General features: G+C 64.6%; 23 protein-coding genes. 16 read left to right on the top strand and 7 right to left on the bottom strand.

Going from position 1 to position 17190, the window contains the following annotated elements; translation table 11 throughout:
- Positions 1-495 carry a hotdog fold domain-containing protein gene (locus CH296_RS01430; RefSeq protein ID WP_094683847.1) on the bottom strand — a complete coding sequence of 165 codons (495 nt, stop codon included), beginning with the start codon at positions 493-495 and terminating at the stop codon, positions 1-3.
- Positions 496-986: 491 nt separating this feature from the next.
- Between CH296_RS01430 and rpsJ the strand changes: the two genes are divergently transcribed.
- From rpsJ to rpsQ, 11 genes are read left to right on the top strand one after another with little or no spacing between them, the layout of a single operon-like run.
- Positions 987-1292, top strand: a complete 306-nt coding sequence (gene rpsJ, locus CH296_RS01425) for a 30S ribosomal protein S10 (RefSeq protein WP_003938093.1) — start codon at positions 987-989, stop codon at positions 1290-1292.
- A gap of 14 nt (positions 1293-1306) precedes the next feature.
- Complete coding sequence (gene rplC, locus CH296_RS01420) at positions 1307-1972, top strand: 50S ribosomal protein L3 (protein WP_032398245.1); 666 nt, start codon at positions 1307-1309, stop codon at positions 1970-1972.
- On the top strand, positions 1969-2646 hold the full coding sequence (gene rplD / locus CH296_RS01415; protein WP_008718317.1) for a 50S ribosomal protein L4: 678 nt from the start codon (positions 1969-1971) through the stop codon (positions 2644-2646). The genes rplC and rplD overlap by 4 nt, the downstream gene beginning before the upstream one ends.
- Complete coding sequence (gene rplW / locus CH296_RS01410; protein WP_027496310.1) at positions 2643-2948, top strand: 50S ribosomal protein L23; 306 nt, start codon at positions 2643-2645, stop codon at positions 2946-2948. Before rplD ends, rplW begins: the two co-directional genes overlap by 4 nt.
- A gap of 39 nt (positions 2949-2987) precedes the next feature.
- Complete coding sequence (gene rplB, locus CH296_RS01405; RefSeq protein WP_008718311.1) at positions 2988-3824, top strand: 50S ribosomal protein L2; 837 nt, start codon at positions 2988-2990, stop codon at positions 3822-3824.
- A gap of 13 nt (positions 3825-3837) precedes the next feature.
- Positions 3838-4119, top strand: a complete 282-nt coding sequence (gene rpsS, locus CH296_RS01400; protein WP_008718309.1) for a 30S ribosomal protein S19 — start codon at positions 3838-3840, stop codon at positions 4117-4119.
- Positions 4116-4538, top strand: coding sequence for a 50S ribosomal protein L22 (gene rplV / locus CH296_RS01395; RefSeq protein ID WP_037188319.1), 423 nt, complete (start codon positions 4116-4118; stop codon positions 4536-4538). Before rpsS ends, rplV begins: the two co-directional genes overlap by 4 nt.
- A complete protein-coding gene (gene rpsC, locus CH296_RS01390) occupies positions 4538-5347 on the top strand; it encodes a 30S ribosomal protein S3 (protein ID WP_027496312.1) in 810 nt (269 codons plus the stop codon). Before rplV ends, rpsC begins: the two co-directional genes overlap by 1 nt.
- Positions 5348-5350: 3 nt before the next feature.
- Complete coding sequence (gene rplP / locus CH296_RS01385; protein WP_027496313.1) at positions 5351-5767, top strand: 50S ribosomal protein L16; 417 nt, start codon at positions 5351-5353, stop codon at positions 5765-5767.
- Positions 5767-6012 (top strand): 50S ribosomal protein L29, encoded by a 246-nt coding sequence (gene rpmC / locus CH296_RS01380; protein WP_027496314.1) that lies wholly within the window; start codon positions 5767-5769, stop codon positions 6010-6012. Before rplP ends, rpmC begins: the two co-directional genes overlap by 1 nt.
- The gene (gene rpsQ, locus CH296_RS01375; RefSeq protein ID WP_032397542.1) at positions 6009-6287 is read left to right on the top strand and encodes a 30S ribosomal protein S17; all 279 of its coding nucleotides are present in this window, start codon (positions 6009-6011) and stop codon (positions 6285-6287) included. The genes rpmC and rpsQ overlap by 4 nt, the downstream gene beginning before the upstream one ends.
- Before the next feature lie 63 nt (positions 6288-6350).
- Here rpsQ and CH296_RS01370 read toward each other — a convergent pair whose 3' ends face one another.
- The 4 genes from CH296_RS01370 to CH296_RS01355 are packed head-to-tail and all read right to left on the bottom strand — an operon-like array spanning position 6351 to position 12537.
- Entirely contained in the window at positions 6351-7688 is a 1338-nt protein-coding gene (locus CH296_RS01370) for an AIM24 family protein (protein ID WP_045195954.1), read from the bottom strand.
- A 27-nt stretch (positions 7689-7715) separates the two neighbouring features.
- Positions 7716-10841 carry an ATP-binding protein gene (locus CH296_RS01365; protein WP_094683869.1) on the bottom strand — a complete coding sequence of 1042 codons (3126 nt, stop codon included), beginning with the start codon at positions 10839-10841 and terminating at the stop codon, positions 7716-7718.
- A 17-nt stretch (positions 10842-10858) separates the two neighbouring features.
- On the bottom strand, positions 10859-11503 hold the full coding sequence (locus CH296_RS01360) for a hypothetical protein (RefSeq protein ID WP_094683846.1): 645 nt from the start codon (positions 11501-11503) through the stop codon (positions 10859-10861).
- Positions 11500-12537 (bottom strand): endonuclease domain-containing protein, encoded by a 1038-nt coding sequence (locus tag CH296_RS01355; RefSeq protein ID WP_094683845.1) that lies wholly within the window; start codon positions 12535-12537, stop codon positions 11500-11502. The genes CH296_RS01360 and CH296_RS01355 overlap by 4 nt, the downstream gene beginning before the upstream one ends.
- 239 nt (positions 12538-12776) lie before the next feature.
- On the opposite strand from CH296_RS01355, the gene rplN reads away from it, so the two are divergent.
- Genes rplN through CH296_RS01335 form a run of 4 tightly spaced genes read left to right on the top strand, consistent with a single transcriptional unit; the run spans position 12777 to position 14227 of the window.
- Positions 12777-13145 (top strand): 50S ribosomal protein L14, encoded by a 369-nt coding sequence (rplN, locus tag CH296_RS01350; protein WP_032397538.1) that lies wholly within the window; start codon positions 12777-12779, stop codon positions 13143-13145.
- A complete protein-coding gene (gene rplX, locus CH296_RS01345) occupies positions 13146-13463 on the top strand; it encodes a 50S ribosomal protein L24 (protein ID WP_032397537.1) in 318 nt (105 codons plus the stop codon). It abuts the gene before it with no gap.
- A gap of 1 nt (position 13464) precedes the next feature.
- On the top strand, positions 13465-14037 hold the full coding sequence (gene rplE / locus CH296_RS01340; protein WP_008718275.1) for a 50S ribosomal protein L5: 573 nt from the start codon (positions 13465-13467) through the stop codon (positions 14035-14037).
- A gap of 4 nt (positions 14038-14041) precedes the next feature.
- Complete coding sequence (locus CH296_RS01335) at positions 14042-14227, top strand: type Z 30S ribosomal protein S14 (protein WP_008718273.1); 186 nt, start codon at positions 14042-14044, stop codon at positions 14225-14227.
- A 92-nt stretch (positions 14228-14319) separates the two neighbouring features.
- Here CH296_RS01335 and CH296_RS01330 read toward each other — a convergent pair whose 3' ends face one another.
- Together CH296_RS01330 and CH296_RS01325 are read right to left on the bottom strand one after the other, a co-directional pair.
- Complete coding sequence (locus CH296_RS01330; protein WP_094683656.1) at positions 14320-15018, bottom strand: hypothetical protein; 699 nt, start codon at positions 15016-15018, stop codon at positions 14320-14322.
- Between the two features lies 1 nt (position 15019).
- Positions 15020-16387, bottom strand: coding sequence for a glutamine synthetase family protein (locus CH296_RS01325; RefSeq protein ID WP_094683844.1), 1368 nt, complete (start codon positions 16385-16387; stop codon positions 15020-15022).
- A 395-nt stretch (positions 16388-16782) separates the two neighbouring features.
- Here CH296_RS01325 and rpsH point away from each other — a divergent pair, with 395 nt between their 5' ends.
- Positions 16783-17181: a 30S ribosomal protein S8 gene (gene rpsH / locus CH296_RS01320; RefSeq protein ID WP_008718266.1), complete on the top strand. Its 399-nt coding sequence runs from the start codon at positions 16783-16785 to the stop codon at positions 17179-17181.
- The last annotated feature ends 9 nt before the right edge of the window (positions 17182-17190 follow it).

Here is a 17190-nt window from a genome sequence, read left to right as displayed (position 1 = left end):
TCAACGGGACGCCGCGGAGACCCAGATGGTGATGTCCGCGTGCACCACCTCGATGCCCGAGGTGTCTCGGATCGCGACGGGCACGACGATGTCGATGCCGTCGGTGATCGTTCCGAAATCGGGGACCTCGTCGAGTTCGGCGACCGCGCGCAGCGACGTCGTGGCCTTCGTCAGGTACTGGACAGTCATGGACTTGGGAATCCATCGGTGCGTGGTGGGGACGGTCGCCTCGGCGAGCATGCCCATGGCGACCTCGGCGAGGTTGCATGCGGCGATGGCGTGGAAGGTGCCCAGGTGGTTCCGAATGCCGAACCACTTGGGCGCGGTGACCTCGCAGCGTCCCGGCTCGAGCGCGACGACACGGGGAAGCACGGATGCGAAGTACGGAACGCGCAGACACATGCCGACGGAGAAGAGAGTGGACCCGACAGTGTTGTTCGGTAGCTTCGACCAGGCGCGATAGGTCGCCCTGGTAGTGTTCTCGAGGGTGGTCATGGCGCTACCTTACTGCCCGGTAAGGTAGCTCGGTACCGATCGATCGGCCCCGAGTTGATCTGCTGCCCGGTCTGCGGCATACTGGTCGGGTTGCCTGGACACGGGACGCGCTTGCGTGCGGCCTGAAACAGGTGAGTCGGCCGAAAGGTCGACTGAGCAAGAACATGAGACCAGCGCTCCACGTGAGCGCGTCCGGAACACCAGCTCGATCGGTGCGGATTTCGTTAGATTCGGATGGTTGAAGCGAAAGTTTCAGCGCAGAAGAATGAGCGGAATCGCGACACGCCCGACCGCGTGGACCGGAGAACCATGACAGATGAAGAGCGGCAACGGAATCAGGCCACGCCTGGTCGTCAACGTTTTTCACTGTCGTGTGTGCACGAAGGCAGTTCGAGTCGGTGGAATTTCCACGGCTCGGGGACTGTGCAGACGAGGTGGAGCAGGCCGAACGGCCCGTTCTACGACCAAGCGGCAAGAAAAGGACACTAAGCGTGGCGGGACAAAAGATCCGCATCAGGCTCAAGGCCTACGACCATGAGGCGATCGACGCGTCAGCGCGCAAGATCGTCGAAACGGTCACCCGTACGGGTGCCCGCGTCGTCGGACCGGTGCCGTTGCCGACAGAGAAGAACGTGTACTGCGTCATCCGTTCGCCGCACAAGTACAAGGACTCGCGCGAACACTTCGAGATGCGTACTCACAAGCGGCTCATTGACATCCTCGACCCGACACCGAAGACGGTGGACGCGCTCATGCGCATCGACCTCCCGGCCAGTGTCGACGTCAACATCCAGTGAGCGCGGAGACAACGATGACTGATAACAAGAACCGGCCTGCGACAGGAATTCTGGGCACCAAGCTCGGAATGACCCAGGTCTTCGACGAGAACAACCGCGTCGTTCCGGTGACCGTGATCAAGGCAGGCCCCAACGTGGTCACCCAGATCCGCACCCAGGAACGTGACGGCTACAGCGCCGTCCAGGTCGCATTCGGTGCGATCGACCCGCGCAAGGTGAACAAGCCCACCACCGGCCAGTTCGAGAAGGCAGGTGTCACGCCGCGTCGCCACATCGTGGAGATTCGCGTAGCCGACGCCTCGCAGTTCGAGATCGGCCAGGAGCTCACCGCTGCAGTGTTCGAGGACGGCGCATACGTCGACGTCACCGGCACCAGCAAGGGCAAGGGCTTCGCCGGAACCATGAAGCGTCACGGCTTCAAGGGTCAGGGTGCGAGCCACGGTGCACAGGCCGTGCACCGTCGCCCCGGATCCATCGGTGGCTGCGCAACACCCGGTCGCGTCTTCAAGGGAATGCGCATGTCCGGACGTATGGGTGGCGACCGCGTCACGACGCAGAACCTCTCGGTCCACAAGGTGGACAGCGAGAACGGTCTGCTGCTGATCAAGGGAGCGATCCCGGGCCGTCGCGGCAACGTCGTGATCGTCAAGTCTGCATTGAAGGGTGGTGCACGGGCATGACCAGCCTCGAGAAGAACACCGAGACCAAGCTGACGCTCGATGTCAAGGAAGCCGGCGGCAAGACCAACGGCACCGTCGATCTCCCCGCGGAGATCTTCGACGCTCCGGCGAACATCGCGCTGCTGCACCAGGTCGTCATCGCACAGCTGGCAGCTGCTCGTCAGGGAACCCACTCCACGAAGACTCGTGGCGAGGTTCGCGGCGGCGGCAAGAAGCCGTACCGGCAGAAGGGCACCGGCCGCGCCCGTCAGGGCTCGACCCGCGCTCCTCAGTTCGTCGGCGGTGGCACGGTCCACGGACCGCAGCCGCGCGACTACAGCCAGCGGACCCCCAAGAAGATGAAGGCAGCCGCCCTGCGCGGAGCCCTCTCCGATCGGGCCCGCAGCGAGCGCCTGCACGTCATCACCGAACTGGTTGCCGGACAGGTTCCGTCCACCAAGGGTGCGAAGACGTTCCTCGCCGAGATCTCGGACCGCAAGAAGGTCCTGCTCGTCGTCGGCCGCGAGGACATCGCAGCCTGGAAGAGCGTGCAGAACCTGGACGGCGTGCACCCCATCGCACCCGACCAGCTCAACACCTACGACGTGCTCAACGCCGATGATGTCGTTTTCAGCGTGGAAGCGCTGAACACCTTCATCGCTGGGCCTGCAAAGAACGAGGAGGCAAGCAAGTGACCACGATCGCCGATCCCCGCGACATCTTGCTGGCACCGGTCATCTCCGAGAAGTCCTACGGACTGATCGAAGAAGGCACGTACACGTTCCTGGTGCACCCGGACTCGAACAAGACGCAGATCAAGATTGCCGTCGAGAAGATCTTCGACGTCACCGTGACCAGCGTCAACACGATGAACCGTCAGGGCAAGCGTAAGCGGACCCGGTTCGGTTACGGCAAGCGCAAGGACACCAAGCGCGCGCTCGTAACGCTCTCCGCCGACAGCAAGCCCATCGAGATCTTCGGAGGTCCGGTCGCGTAAGCGGCTGGGACTCTTCGGATATAGAGGACGAGAAGACTCATGGCAATCCGTAAATACAAGCCGACAACCCCGGGCCGTCGTGGCTCCAGCGTTTCCGATTTCGCTGAGATCACGCGTTCGACCCCCGAGAAGTCGCTGATCCGCCCGCTGCACGGCCGCGGTGGACGTAACGCACACGGTCGCATCACCACCCGGCACAAGGGTGGCGGTCACAAGCGTGCATACCGTCTCATCGATTTCCGTCGCAACGACAAGGACGGCGTGCCGGCCAAGGTCGCTCACATCGAGTACGACCCCAACCGCACCGCGAACATCGCACTGCTGCACTTCGCAGACGGCGAGAAGCGCTACATCGTCGCACCCAAGGGCATCGCCCAGGGATCGCCGATCGAGCAGGGTGCCAATGCCGACATCAAGCCCGGCAACAACCTGCCCCTGCGCAACATCCCGACGGGTACGACCATCCACGCGGTCGAGCTTCGTCCGGGTGGAGGCGCGAAGATGGCCCGCTCCGCTGGAGCGAGCATCCAGCTCCTCGGTAAGGAAGGCCCCTACGCCACGCTGCGTATGCCGTCCGGTGAGATCCGTCGCGTCGACGTGCGCTGCCGCGCAACCGTCGGCGAGGTCGGCAACGCCGAGCAGTCGAACATCAACTGGGGCAAGGCCGGCCGCATGCGCTGGAAGGGCAAGCGCCCGACCGTTCGTGGTGTCGTGATGAACCCGGTCGACCACCCGCACGGTGGCGGCGAGGGCAAGACCTCCGGTGGACGCCACCCGGTCAGCCCCTGGGGACAGCCGGAAGGCCGTACCCGCAAGAACAAGGCGAGCGACAAGCTGATCGTCCGTCGTCGTCGTACCGGCAAGAACAAGCGCTAGGAGGGAGTTCAGAATGCCACGCAGCCTGAAGAAAGGCCCGTTCGTAGACGATCACCTCCTCGCGAAGGTTGACGTCCAGAACGACAAGGGAACCAAGCAGGTCATCAAGACCTGGTCCCGTCGATCGACAATCCTGCCCGACTTCATCGGTCACACTTTCGCCGTCCACGACGGTCGCAAGCACGTACCGGTGTTCGTGTCCGACTCCATGGTCGGCCACAAGCTCGGGGAGTTCGCACCGACCCGCACGTTCAAGGGTCACATCAAGGACGACCGGAAGGCGAAGAGGCGATGACCAACTTCACCCCCACCGCCAATCCGACTGCCAAGGCCGTAGCGAAGCACGTTCGCGTCACGCCGATGAAGGCACGTCGCGTCGTGGATCTGGTTCGCGGGCGCTCCGTCGAGGACGCGCTCAACATCCTCAAGTTCGCGCCGCAGGCAGCGAGCGAGCCGGTCGCCAAGGTGATCGCGTCCGCAGCGGCCAACGCCGAGAACAACCTGGATCTCGATCCCAGCACACTGATCGTCGCCACTGCATTCGTCGACGAGGGTGCAACCCTCAAGCGATTCCAGCCGCGCGCTCAGGGCCGGGCATTCCGGATCCGCAAGCGCACCAGCCACATCACGGTGATCGTCGAAAGCCTGCCCAAGACCGGCGGAACGTCTCGTAACCGTCGTAAGGGCCAGGCGTCCAAGGAAGGGGCTCAGTAGTGGGTCAGAAAATCAACCCGCACGGCTTCCGCTTGGGTATCACCACTGACTGGAAGTCGCGTTGGTACGCAGACAAGCAGTACTCGGAGTACGTCAAGGAAGACGTCGAGATCCGCAAGCTTCTTGCCACCGGCATGGAGCGCGCAGGCATCGCGAAGGTCGAGATCGAGCGCACCCGTGACCGTGTTCGCGTGGACATCCACACGGCACGCCCGGGCATCGTCATCGGTCGCCGTGGTGCCGAGGCCGACCGTATCCGCGGAGCTCTCGAGAAGCTGACCGGCAAGCAGGTTCAGCTCAACATCCTCGAGGTCAAGAACGCCGAGTCCGAAGCTCAGCTCGTGGCTCAGGGTGTTGCCGAGCAGCTCAGCAACCGCGTCGCATTCCGTCGGGCAATGCGCAAGGCCATCCAGTCGGCCATGCGTCAGCCCAACGTCAAGGGCATTCGTGTTCAGTGCTCCGGCCGTCTCGGTGGCGCTGAAATGTCTCGCTCGGAGTTCTACCGCGAGGGACGCGTTCCCCTGCACACGCTCCGTGCCGACATCGACTACGGGCTGTACGAGGCCAAGACCACCTTCGGCCGTATCGGCGTGAAGGTCTGGATCTACAAGGGCGACATCGTCGGCGGTCGGCGTGAACTCGCCGCCGCTGCGGCTCCGGCCGCCGGTGCAGACCGTCCCCGTCGTGAGCGTCCCACTCGTCCGCGTCGCAGCGGTGCCTCGGGCACCACAGCGACCAGCACCGAGGCAGGCCGCGCGGCATCCGCAACCGAGGCTCCGGCCTCGACCGAGCCCACTCAGGAGGGCTGACGCATGTTGATCCCCCGCCGGGTCAAGCACCGCAAGCAGCACCACCCGAAGCGTTCGGGTGCCGCCAAGGGCGGAACTCAGGTGACATTCGGTGATTACGGCATCCAGGCTCTCGAGCCCGCCTACATCACCAACCGTCAGATCGAGTCCGCTCGTATCGCGATCACTCGCCACATCAAGCGTGGCGGCAAGGTCTGGATCAACATCTTCCCGGACCGCCCGCTCACCAAGAAGCCTGCCGAGACCCGCATGGGTTCCGGTAAGGGTTCGCCCGAGTGGTGGATCGCGAACGTCAAGCCGGGTCGTGTGCTCTTCGAGCTGTCGTACCCCGACGAGACCATCGCGCGTGAGGCACTGACTCGCGCCATCCACAAGCTGCCCATCAAGGCACGCATCATCACCAGGGAGGAGCAGTTCTGATGGCTACCGGAACCCCAGCCGCAGAGCTCCGCGAGCTCACCGGTGAAGAGCTGGTCACCAAGCTGCGTGAGTCGAAGGAAGAGCTGTTCAACCTTCGTTTCCAGATGGCTACCGGCCAGTTGGACAACAACCGTCGACTGCGCACCGTCCGTCACGAGATCGCGCGCATCTACACCGTCCTGCGCGAGCGTGAGCTCGGCTTGGCATCTGGTCCTTCCGAGGACACTGCAGGTGACGCGGCATGAGCGAGGAAAAGACTGTGACTGAAGAGCGCAACAACCGTAAGGTCCGGATCGGCTACGTCGTATCCGACAAGATGGAGAAGACGATCGTGGTCGAGCTCGAGGACAGGGTCAAGCACCCCCTCTACAGCAAGATCATCCGTCGCACAACCAAGGTCAAGGCACATGACGAGAAGGGCGACGCCGGCGTAGGCGATCGCGTTCAGCTCATGGAGACCCGCCCGCTGTCCGCCACGAAGCACTGGCGACTGGTCGAGGTTCTCGAAAAGGCCAAGTAGTACCTGCACACAAATGCCCGCTCCCTTCCTGGGAGCGGGCATTTTGCGTTCCGGTGTGCGGCCCTACCTGCCCAGCAATCCTCCGAGCGCGCCGCCGACCCCGGCCTGCTCCCCGCTGCCGCTGCCACCGACCAGGCCACCGGGCGGCTGCTCCGATGGCTGAACCACGACGAATCCCTGACCCGAGAACTCGAGGGTGAAGCGCTCACCCGTCGTTCGACCGATCAGCGTGCCGAGTCCGAACGAATCGTTCTTCTTGACTCTCGTCTGCAAGGACGACGACCACGCGACCGCAGCCTGTGGATCCGCGAAGGTCGGCTGGTCGACGTTCAGCACCACCGGAACCCCGTCCGTGGTGATGGCAATCCGGCCGCGTCCGGAGAACACGCAGTTGAAGAAACCGGCATTGCCGCCTGCCGCGGCACCCTGCACCCGCTTGATGTCGTAGCTCAGCGAACTCTCGAAAGCCAGCACATTGGCACCGTTGATGGTCAACCCGTCCGTGCCGTCCAGGTCGATGAGATGAACGTCCTGAGCGGCGTTGGCGAGAAAGAGGTCGCCCTGACCGGTGACCTTCATCAGAGGAACACCCTCACCCGAGAGCGCCTGTTTCAGAGCCCGGCCGATCCCACCGGACCCCTTCGCCTCGAACTGCAGATTGCCCTGATACGCCACCATCGAACCGGCCCGGGCCATCACCTCGCCGTTCATCCCGATGCGGCACATCTTGCTGCCCTGCTTCTGGATACCCGAACCGGGAACCTCGGCGTGAGCGGGCGCGAACAGTTCACTTCTCATGGCCAGAACTCCTCGAGGGGCTGATGAATCGGTGGACGACGCAGGTGACTGCGTGGGACGGAGAGGTTGCTCGACGGAGGCCGTCGGGTCGGGCGTCGGGTCGTCCTCGTCGATGCTGATGCCGAACGCCGTGGCCAAACCGGCCAGGCCATCGGCGTATCCCTGGCCGACGGCGCGGATCTTCCACTGCTCGCCGCGCCGATAGAACTCCAGACACACCAGTGCGCTCTCGTCGCCGAGTGCATCGGCAGTGAAGCCGACCAGTGCTGTGTCCGACGCATCGGACACCGTCACCGCAGTCGGGCCCGCGGCCGCGAACGTCGCGGGTCCCGTTCCGTCGAGGGACGCAGCCACGGCCACGGTGTCGACGCCGGCGGGGACGGCAGCGGCGTCGAACATCAGCAGGTGACCGGTGGGGGTGCGGCGATACTCGACGCCCGAGGCGGAGGGCTGGTTGTAGAACACCAGGTCCGCGTCCGAACGCACCCGACCGTTCGGACCCAGCAGCAGCGCGGAGACGTCCACCGAGGTCGATGCCGTGAGCGTGACCGTCAGAGGACCGGCCGGAGCGGGGCAGTTCTCCCCGCGAGCGAGGGTTTTCACCGAACCCAGTGTGCCACTGTCATGGCGTCAGGGCTGTCGCGCCAGCTCGATGACCTGTTCCTCGGTCGGCGGACTCTTCGGATGGTAGGACAGGCACAGGGGAGTGGCGGTGCGTCGGAATTCGGCGCCTTCCACAGCCGCGTAGAACTGACCGGCGGGCAGGCGTCCGACATCGGGAACCGAGCCACCCTTCACCCGCGCCATCTCCTTGGCTGCGTCGACCTGCGATGGACTGTTGAGCAGACCGTAGAACTGCGTGGACGCATTGCCTGCGATGCGGTTGTGCAGGCCCTTCGGGGATTGCGTGGCGAACACCAGTCCCAGTCCGTACTTTCTGGCCTGCGACGCCAGGGCCAGGGTGCTGTGCGTTGCCGCTGTGCTCCGGTCGGAGGGTGCGAAATTCTGCGCCTCGTCCATCACGAACAACCCCCCGAGTGGCCGGTCGCCCGCCGGATTCTTCTTGATCCAGGCGAACAACCCCATCTGGAGTTGATTGACGAAACTCTGCTTCTGCTCGTCGGTGGTCAGCCCCGCGAGGTTGATCACCGATACCCGAGCCTTCTTGCCCTCGGCCGGCGTCAGCAGCACAGCTGGGTCGACCGGCGTGCCCGCGCCTGCGAACATCGGATCGTTCGCGGCGGCGGCCTTGAGATTCTCGGCCAGTCCGGCAGCGATGCGTACCGCATCGCGCATTTCGCTCGCGTCCTCGGGGAATTCTTCCAACAGGTCGATGAAGTCGGACAGATCCCCGCCCCGCGAACGACGACCGAACTGGTCGAGGGCCGATTTCAGCACGGCCCGACCATGTTTCGCCTTCTGTGACGTCCCGAGTACACCTGCGGCCGGTTCGAGCGAGGCCAAAGCGGACTCGATGGAGGCCTCGAACTCGTCCGCGTCGCCGACGACACTGGCGAAGTCGGGTAGCGGCTGGAAGCTGAGCGGCCGGCCGGCCGACTTGCGCGGGGTCCACACCACGACGTCGGTGTCGCGAAGGTACGCCGTTGCCTTGGCCTCGTCACCCGGTGGCCACGTCCTCTCGTCCTCGGGCCACGCGGTGCCCAGCCGAGCCAGGTCGTTGTTGACGTCCAGCACGATCGCCGAAACACCTTGTAGGGCACATTCTTCCACCAGCCGGCGAATCAGAACGGTCTTTCCCGAGCCGGATCCCGCGAAGATCGCCGTGTGCTTGCGCAGCGCCTCGAGTGGAATGGCGACATCGGCACCGGTGCTGACCTCGGCACCGACGACGATGGACGGCTTTCGGCTCGTCGACGACTCCGGTACGGAGGGTGTCGCTTCCGGTTCGATGAGGGCGGTGTCGTCGTCCACGACACTGACTGCAGGCAGCACCGCAGAGAACAATCTGACATCGTGCGCCGGCTTGCGTGCGAGCAACCAGGACGTGAGCGCGGGGGAGTTCTCGGCCAACAGGATCGACAACGCCGCCAGCGCCCTGCGGTCCTCGTCCCCGAGTGGCACCACGACGCCGCCGGCGCGGTGCAGGGCCGCGATCGTCTGCTCGGTTTTCGCGCCGTTCGGCCACGGGTCGTTCCTGATCAGGATCAGCCGTCGCCTCGGCATGTCGACGCGCAGGCCCGCCGTCGTCACGGCCCGCTCGACCCGGGCCAACGCGGCCCGCGCGTTGCCGGACGTCACGGCGCGGAAGCACCAGTGCTCTTCGTCGTCGGTGTCGGTGTCGACGGTGTGACGCAGGCGGGCGTGCAGCGCCGGCTTGCCACTCGGCGGCGGATCCTGGGCCAGGCTGTCGTCGGACGACTGATGCTCGTGAATCCACGCCGTCAGACCCGCGGACAACAGTGCGGGAACGATCGAGTCCTCGCTGTCGGGTCGCAACGGAACGGAGACGTCGACCTGTCCACGAAGTTGCTCGTAGCGATCGTCGAGCGCATCGAGTTCGTTGACCCGCGCCGTGGGCAGGTCGGGCGCATCGGTAGGACCGGATCTGTCGGTGAAGCTCTCCAACTCCGACGCGACCCCGGTGTCGAGGCAGTGCCTGATGTGCCGATCGACGGCGATGAGAAGCTGGCGCGGAGTGAAATCCGGGGCCTGCTCGAACGCGTCGGGCGCGACCGGCCACGTCGGGTGCGGTGGCGTGAACCCGGCCTCGAGGAAGCACGCGGCCAGCCGTCGCCCGAGTAGCAGGCGACCGATGTCCGACGAGGGAATCGGCTTGAGCGACTGGGTGACTCGGAAGCGGTCACGCATCGGCGCGACTCCGCGTGCGGCAATCAGTTCCCAGGCGCTCGACAGCGCGGAGAGCACCGAGGCAGTCCGGGGGAGGGTCTCGCGCAGCGACATCAAGCCGTGTGCGAGCTGTTCGACGACCTTGTCTTCCTGCGCGTCGGCGAACTCCTGATCCGATCCGGTACGAGACTGCGCCACGAGCGTGTCGATCTGATCGATCGCGAGGATGGTCGGACCGGTGATGGCGAGCAGACGCGAGATGTTCTCGGCGATGCCCTGATGGCCGAGCTCGGCCCGGCGGATGCCCCAGGCCGAGAACTCGTCGGGATCGACGTCGTCGATCGACTGCAGGTAGGCGTCGCCCAGATCCTGAACTGCCGAATCGGGGGCGATGGACAGCACGAGCGCGCGCAGCGTGTGCTGCGACGTCCGTCGATGGCGCGGGTGAACCTTGTACACCGCGGTGACGAAATCGTTGAGCGTATCCGCGTCGATCATGCTCTCGCCCATGATCTTCGCGCGCTGATCCTCGGCGATGTCGCCGATCTCGCAGAGCCGTCGAAGCAACAGCCCGAGCTGGCTGTCCGATCCGCGGCCGGACGGACGCATCAGGTCGTCGAGCATCCCCATCAGCGTCGAACGCCAGAATCCGGCGGCGTCGAGCAACCTGATCAGGAAGAAGTACCCGCCCTTGAGCTGTACTTCTTCTCGCACCTGGCCGAGCAGGTGCGTCTTGCCCGAACCGGCCGGGCCGCGCACGACGACTCCGAGCGGACTCGCGTCGTCGGAGGCGTCCGCGTCGTCGTACGCGTTCATCACCTCGAGGAACACGCGTTCGTGCATCCCCGGTACGTGCACGTTCGACTGAGAACGCCACACGTCGTCGGGTGTCGGTGCCCAACTCAGCCGCACCGATTCGAGAGCTCGGATCTGCTCGCTGTCCGTCATCGTCGACTCAACGCCCATCATGGTTCGATCGAGAGAAGGTGGTTCTGCTGATTTCCGACGACGACGGCCGCGGCGCGTTCCTCGTCGTTCAGCGTCTTCTGATTTTCCTCCGGTATCAACGAGACGTCCGGGGCGCGACGCAGGCGCGCGAGAGCGTCGTCCAGATCGGTTCTGGGTATGTCGCGCAATTCGTTTCGCAATCTGGACAGTCGGACGGTGCTGCCGGGTTCGCGGGCGAGCCCGGCGTAGGCCGCGCGAATCGAGGCTTCGATGTCGACTATCGCGTCGGTCTTCGCGACGGGTTCAGGCTCCTCTGTCCGCGGCGAGAACACATCCGCCGGGCGGGCGTCGGTGCGATCGAGCCACCGTCGCAACCCCGCCAACACGGTGAACATGGCCTTACCGGGCCCGGTGGACCGCGCGGGCGGCTCACCGCCGATGAGTTCTCCGCACGTGCGCCACCCTTTGTCTGTCAGTTCGAGAGTCATCGGGCTGACGGACTTATTCACTTCGATCAGGCCCAGGTCCTTCAGCTTGTCGCGGGACGGCCTCTCCAGGTTGGGACCGAGCGTCTTCAGTACCGAGTTCTTGACCGGACTCGCTTCGGCCATCAGAACGAGCAGCACTGCTACTTCGGTCCCGTTCAGGTCTTCGGTACTCATCGAGGATCCCCCTTCGATCGTCTTCTCGATACTGCCTCGCGGATGGTAGCTACCGCACGTTGCGGATCGTCGATCACCTGAGCGTTGGTGAAGCGCAACACCATGTAGCCGTGTGTCTGCAGTTGGTTGTCGCGCACGCGGTCCTCGGCGAAGCGGTCGACGGCGCGGTGCTCGTTGCCGTCGATTTCCACGACGATCTTCTCGGTGCGCCACAGTACGTCGACCGTGAACGGTCGGCCGAGCTCGCCGAGCCGGATCGAACGATTGTGCTCCCGCCCCGCAGCCCAGTCGTGCACGTCCAGCGCTCGATACAAGCGCTTCTCCGGATCGCTGGCCGGGTGCGGATGTCCCGCGATCGGTGGATAGCTCAGGGGTCGGAACCGATCGACCACGGTCTCGACCCCAGCGGGCACGGCGGGCGCGTGTACCGCCACGGGCCGGAACCGGTCCATGTTCGACGCCCCGTCGCCCGTCACCCACACCGCTGCACCGGCGTGCGTGCACAGCCATTCCGCAGCTGTCCCGACGACTCCGGCATCCGTTCCGGCCGGCACGACCAACACGAGCGCAGCAAGGCTTCTTCGACGAGCCGAGGCAAGTATTCGGGTCGAGCCTGCTGCGCGAGTTTCGACAGTGAATGCGGCTCGATGCGGCGCATTCCCCGCGACGGCTGCCTCAGCCAGAGCCTCGACGTAGGGGCCGAAGTGTGCGGTGTCGGCACCGAGCCGAGCGGCGGCGACGCGAGCAGCGCGTCGATCCAACGACGACGAGCCGGAGTGATGGTCGAAGTCGGTGAGCCACAGCGGAACCGAATCGACCGCGGCGTTCTCGAGTTCCGTGACCACTGCATCGACGAGATCGACGGCACGATCGGCCGTCGTGGGATCGATCGCGAAGAACACGATCGCAGGTGCGTCCACCGGTAGAGGGTTCACGGATTCGGCGAGATCACGCTCGGTGACCCCGTGGATGCGCACGACCCGGTCCAGGGGCAGACTCGACCACCACGCGGTGTCGTCGCGCTCCGACGTCATCGCCGCGCCCCGTCGATCCGAAGATGTCCCATCCACAGAACCGTACCGATTGCCCCGAAGGGCGCAGGTGACGGCGGGTGGCCCGGTGACGACGATTTGGATGCCGGGGACCCGTTCCCCTACACTTGACCGGTTGCCTGTGGCAGCGGTGTGCCTTCGTGTGCCCGTACCCAGCAGCCGACCGCGCGTGTCGGGACGGAAATCCGGCACGTACGTACATCCAGGTCAAGGAGAAGTTAGTGATTCAGCAGGAGTCGCGAGTACGCGTCGCTGATAACACGGGCGCGAAGGAAATCCTTTGCATCCGCGTTCTCGGTGGTTCGTCACGTCGCTACGCCGGAATCGGCGACATCATCGTAGCTACGGTGAAGGACGCCATTCCCGGTGGAAACATCAAGAAGGGTGAGGTCGTCAAGGCCGTCATCGTCCGCACCATCAAGGAGCGTCGCCGTCCGGATGGCTCGTACATCCGTTTCGACGAGAACGCTGCGGTGCTGATCAAGCCGGACAACGATCCCCGTGGAACTCGTATCTTCGGCCCGGTCGGCCGTGAGCTGCGTGAGAAGAAGTTCATGAAGATCGTCTCGCTCGCCCCGGAGGTGCTGTAAATGAAGGTGCACAAGGGCGACACCGTTCTCGTGATCGCAGGCAAGGACAAGGGTGCCAAGGGCAAGGTCATTCAGGCCTACCCCGCTGACTCCAAGGTTCTGGTCGAGGGTGTGAACCGCATCAAGAAGCACACTGCGGTCTCCGCCAACCAGCGCGGCGCATCCTCGGGTGGAATCGTCACCCAGGAAGCCCCGATCCACGTATCGAACGTCGCAGTGGTCGACTCGGACGGCAACCCCACTCGCGTGGGCTACCGGACCGACGAAGAAACCGGCAAGCGCGTTCGTGTTTCCCGGAAGAACGGGAAGGACATCTGAGATGACTACCACCGAAAACATCGCGGGCGAACAGCCCCGCCTCAAGGCGCGCTACCGCGCCGAGATCAAAGACGCCCTGAACACCGAATTTGCATACGAGAACGTCATGCAGATCCCCGGCATCGTCAAGGTCGTCGTCAACATGGGTGTCGGCGACGCCGCCCGTGACGCCAAGCTGATCAACGGTGCAGTTGCCGACCTCGCTGCCATCACCGGCCAGAAGCCGGAGATCCGCAAGGCACGCAAGTCCATCGCACAGTTCAAGCTGCGCGAAGGAATGCCCATCGGCGCACGCGTCACCCTCCGTGGCGACCGCATGTGGGAGTTCCTCGACCGTCTGGTCTCCATTGCCCTTCCCCGAATCAGGGACTTCCGCGGCCTCTCGGGCACGCAGTTCGACGGCAACGGAAACTACACGTTCGGCCTCAACGAGCAGTCGATGTTCCACGAGATCGACGTGGACAAGATCGATCGTCCGCGCGGCATGGACATCACCGTAGTAACCACCGCAACCAACAACGAAGAAGGCCGCGCGCTGCTCAAGCACCTCGGCTTCCCGTTCAAGGAGAACTGAGTCCATGGCGAAGAAGGCATTGGTCAACAAGGCCAACAAGAAGCCGAAGTTCGCGGTGCGTGCATACACTCGCTGCAACCGCTGCGGCCGTCCCCATTCCGTGTTCCGCAAGTTCGGCCTCTGCCGTATCTGCGTGCGCGAGATGGCACACGCCGGAGAGCTTCCCGGAGTTCGCAAGAGCTCCTGGTGATCTGAGGCCTCCGGGCTTCACCACACCACGCTGATGGGCGTGGGTTCCGAAAGGAACCCACGCCCATTTCGCGTTTGCTCAGGCCTCCCGTCTCAGACCGACCACACATCGTTTCGTAGATCGAGTGACCGAGTCAGATCCAGTGCGGCAGAACGGTCGTCGTTGTCGACGAGAAGGAGCAGGCCACGTTCGGACATCGCAGACGCGAGAGTGTCGGTGGGAACGGTTCGACATCCGGCCGGCATTCCCGCGACTCCGAGCTCTCGATAGGTATCGGCAATCGCAACCACGTCCTCGACGGTGTCCATTCCCAGGACGGTCACGAAATGTCCTACGCTCCAATCGAATTCGGTCAGGTTCTCGGTGTGCACATTCGCAACCAGGCCGAACCGGAACTGCACGTCGGCCAGGCGGGTCAGGAGCAGGCGGAGCCCGTCGGAACCGGGCCCCACGATCGGAACCACCACGACGCGTCCTTCGGTCGCCGTCTCGATGCCCGTCGCAAGACCTGTCGCTGTGGTCCCGGCCGCATCGATCGATGCGGCCCTCGGTAGGCAATCCCACCCGTCGGTGATCCGGGGCGTTCCGGGCGGACGGGCCGCGACGGTCTCGCCCGGCCAGATCGCGGATCCCGATGCGATCGCCAGTGCAGTCACGTCCGGTGCGTCGTCGCCCACGACGGCCGTCGACGCTATCGATGCCGAGAACGGTCCGCAGAGCTGATCCGGTTGCGGCAGAGCGCTGTCGAGGGCAGAGACGATTGCGCCGACGCCGGGGAACTGTCGCAGCATGTCAATAGATCCAGCGCAGTGATTCGAGCAGTTCGTCCTCGGTGTGGCTCTCCGCCCACGCCGCATCGGCGTCCCGGCAGGCAACGAACGCGCCCAGAAGGTCTTCGCCCAACACGTCTGTGACCAGCGCCGACGACAGTAGGTTCTCCCGTTGTTGGGCATGGGTCGTCGCGAGTGGGGAGATACCGGCGGCGTCGCGACGGGCATCGTCCCAGCCGCCCACATCCTCCTGAACCGGTGGCGACAACGTCGCCGACTCGGCCACTCCCGACATGCCGGCCGCGATGGTGACGGCAAGCGCCAGATACGGATTGGCGGAAGCGTCGCACGCCTTCAACTCGACGTTGGTGTGATCGGGACCGAGGAGGGCAGAACCGGGTACGAGCCGTACTGCCGCTTCGCGGTTCTCGACGCCCCAGAACCCGAAGGCACCGGCCCAGTACCCGGGTCGACGTCGGAGCAAGGATCCCGAACTCGGTGCGGTGACGGCAGTGAGTCCCGGCAGCTCTCGAACCAGGCCCGCGATGTACGACTGCCCGGTCTCCGACAATCCATGCTCTCCGTCTCCGGTGAGAGCGTTGTGCCCGTCGCGAACCAGTGACGTGTGCAGGTGCCATCCGTTGCCTGCACTGCTGGACGAGGGCAGGGGAGCGAAGCTCGCCCGCAGGCCGTGAGCTTTGGCGGCAGAGTGGATCGTCTGCCGCGCGAGAACTTGCGCATCGGCTGCAGCAAGGGGATCGAGTGGCGCGAGCGCGATCTCGATCTGGGACATGCCGTACTCGGCATGAATCTGACCGATGCTCACACCGTTCGCAGACAGGGCGTGCAGCAGCGATACGACGAATTCGTCGACATCGCGGAGCGCGTTGGCGGAGTAGGCAGGTCCTCGATGGGCGGACAGTCCGTCCGATTCCCGGGTCAGGGCGAACTCGATCTCGAATCCGGCCCGCACCTCGAAACCGGCATCGGACGCCTTCTGCACCTGCCGCTCGAGAACAGCGCGTTGGTCGTAGGGCCAGGGAGAGCCGTCCGCGGAGAGCTGCCTGCCGTGTACCCAGGCAAGCCCCGGTTGGCCGGCAAGTGGAACCACGCTCGACGCGTTGTCGATCACCGGAATCAACCGAACATCGCCGGACGGCGTCGACAGTCCCTCGTGAGCGAAGGTGATCCCGTCGTGCGAATCGAACACCGCGAACACCGCGGTGACTCCTACGCCGCGACGTGCAACTGCGGTCAGTTCTGCGGTGGGCACGGTGCGTGATCGGACGATGCCGTTGTTGTCGACCCACCCGATCGTCACCCCGGCGATGGTGCGGTCACGCAGAGTGTGGGTGAGGTGATCGATGTCGACTGCCTTCGAGTCCGTCATGGTCCGACGTTAGCGAAGAAGTGGACGCCGGGGTGTCCGACTGGACCCGAGCCGTCGCGCAATGGTAAGGCGATTTGGTCTTCGGGTGCGCGATGCCTACACTAGAGCGGTTGCCCGGGCTTCGTCGTGCCTGCACGCGAGTCCTTGCAATGGAAACGCAACCTCGAGTTCTCCGTACGTCAGCATCGAAATGCGGAAGCTCGAAACACCTGGCAGTGCAGCGATGCATTGCTTGGAGCGCAACCCCTGACCGGCAACAGTCGGTCAGGACATGTTCACTTCGTTGTAGGCCCACGATGTGACGAGCCAGGCCCGCCGGGTTTTCGAGAATCCAGGGGCACCAGCTCGCGCGTGCTGCATGGGAACCGCTGCGAGAAAGGTGCACAGGTCACACCATGACGATGACCGATCCAATTGCAGACTTCTTGACCCGTCTGCGCAACGCCAATTCGGCGTACCACGACGAGGTGAAGCTTCCCCACTCGAAGCTCAAGGCGAACATCGCCGAGATCCTCAAGCGCGAGGGCTACATCTCCGACTACCGCACGGAAGACGCCGAGGTGGGCAAGACCCTCATCGTCGATCTGAAGTACGGCCCGAGCCGTGAGCGCAGCCTCGCCGGCGTGCGACGCGTCTCCAAGCCCGGTCTCCGGGTATACGCAAAATCCACCAATCTGCCCAAGGTTCTCGGCGGCCTGGGCGTGGCGATCATCTCCACGTCCACAGGTCTGCTCACGGAGCGTCAGGCGGCCAAGCAGGGTGTGGGCGGAGAAGTCCTCGCCTACGTCTGGTAGGGGAGGCCA

Origin of the sequence: Rhodococcus sp. 14-2496-1d, assembly GCF_002259365.1 — a bacterium.
GTDB lineage: Bacteria > Actinomycetota > Actinomycetes > Mycobacteriales > Mycobacteriaceae > Rhodococcoides.
This window is presented reverse-complemented; position numbering and strand designations above follow the sequence as displayed.

Bases quoted from the DNA above. Each gene is read 5' to 3' on its own strand.
- CH296_RS01430 (WP_094683847.1), bottom strand. From the start codon at position 495: ATGACCACCCTCGAGAACACTACCAGGGCGACCTATCGCGCCTGGTCG.
- rplC (WP_032398245.1), top strand. From the start codon at position 1,307: ATGACTGATAACAAGAACCGGCCTGCGACAGGAATTCTGGGCACCAAG.
- rplD (WP_008718317.1), top strand. From the start codon at position 1,969: ATGACCAGCCTCGAGAAGAACACCGAGACCAAGCTGACGCTCGATGTC.
- rplB (WP_008718311.1), top strand. From the start codon at position 2,988: ATGGCAATCCGTAAATACAAGCCGACAACCCCGGGCCGTCGTGGCTCC.
- rpsS (WP_008718309.1), top strand. From the start codon at position 3,838: ATGCCACGCAGCCTGAAGAAAGGCCCGTTCGTAGACGATCACCTCCTC.
- rplV (WP_037188319.1), top strand. From the start codon at position 4,116: ATGACCAACTTCACCCCCACCGCCAATCCGACTGCCAAGGCCGTAGCG.
- rplP (WP_027496313.1), top strand. From the start codon at position 5,351: ATGTTGATCCCCCGCCGGGTCAAGCACCGCAAGCAGCACCACCCGAAG.
- rpmC (WP_027496314.1), top strand. From the start codon at position 5,767: ATGGCTACCGGAACCCCAGCCGCAGAGCTCCGCGAGCTCACCGGTGAA.
- rpsQ (WP_032397542.1), top strand. From the start codon at position 6,009: ATGAGCGAGGAAAAGACTGTGACTGAAGAGCGCAACAACCGTAAGGTC.
- CH296_RS01365 (WP_094683869.1), bottom strand. From the start codon at position 10,841: ATGACGGACAGCGAGCAGATCCGAGCTCTCGAATCGGTGCGGCTGAGT.
- CH296_RS01360 (WP_094683846.1), bottom strand. From the start codon at position 11,503: ATGAGTACCGAAGACCTGAACGGGACCGAAGTAGCAGTGCTGCTCGTT.
- CH296_RS01355 (WP_094683845.1), bottom strand. From the start codon at position 12,537: ATGACGTCGGAGCGCGACGACACCGCGTGGTGGTCGAGTCTGCCCCTG.
- rplX (WP_032397537.1), top strand. From the start codon at position 13,146: ATGAAGGTGCACAAGGGCGACACCGTTCTCGTGATCGCAGGCAAGGAC.
- rplE (WP_008718275.1), top strand. From the start codon at position 13,465: ATGACTACCACCGAAAACATCGCGGGCGAACAGCCCCGCCTCAAGGCG.
- CH296_RS01335 (WP_008718273.1), top strand. From the start codon at position 14,042: ATGGCGAAGAAGGCATTGGTCAACAAGGCCAACAAGAAGCCGAAGTTC.
- CH296_RS01330 (WP_094683656.1), bottom strand. From the start codon at position 15,018: ATGCTGCGACAGTTCCCCGGCGTCGGCGCAATCGTCTCTGCCCTCGAC.
- CH296_RS01325 (WP_094683844.1), bottom strand. From the start codon at position 16,387: ATGACGGACTCGAAGGCAGTCGACATCGATCACCTCACCCACACTCTG.
- rpsH (WP_008718266.1), top strand. From the start codon at position 16,783: ATGACGATGACCGATCCAATTGCAGACTTCTTGACCCGTCTGCGCAAC.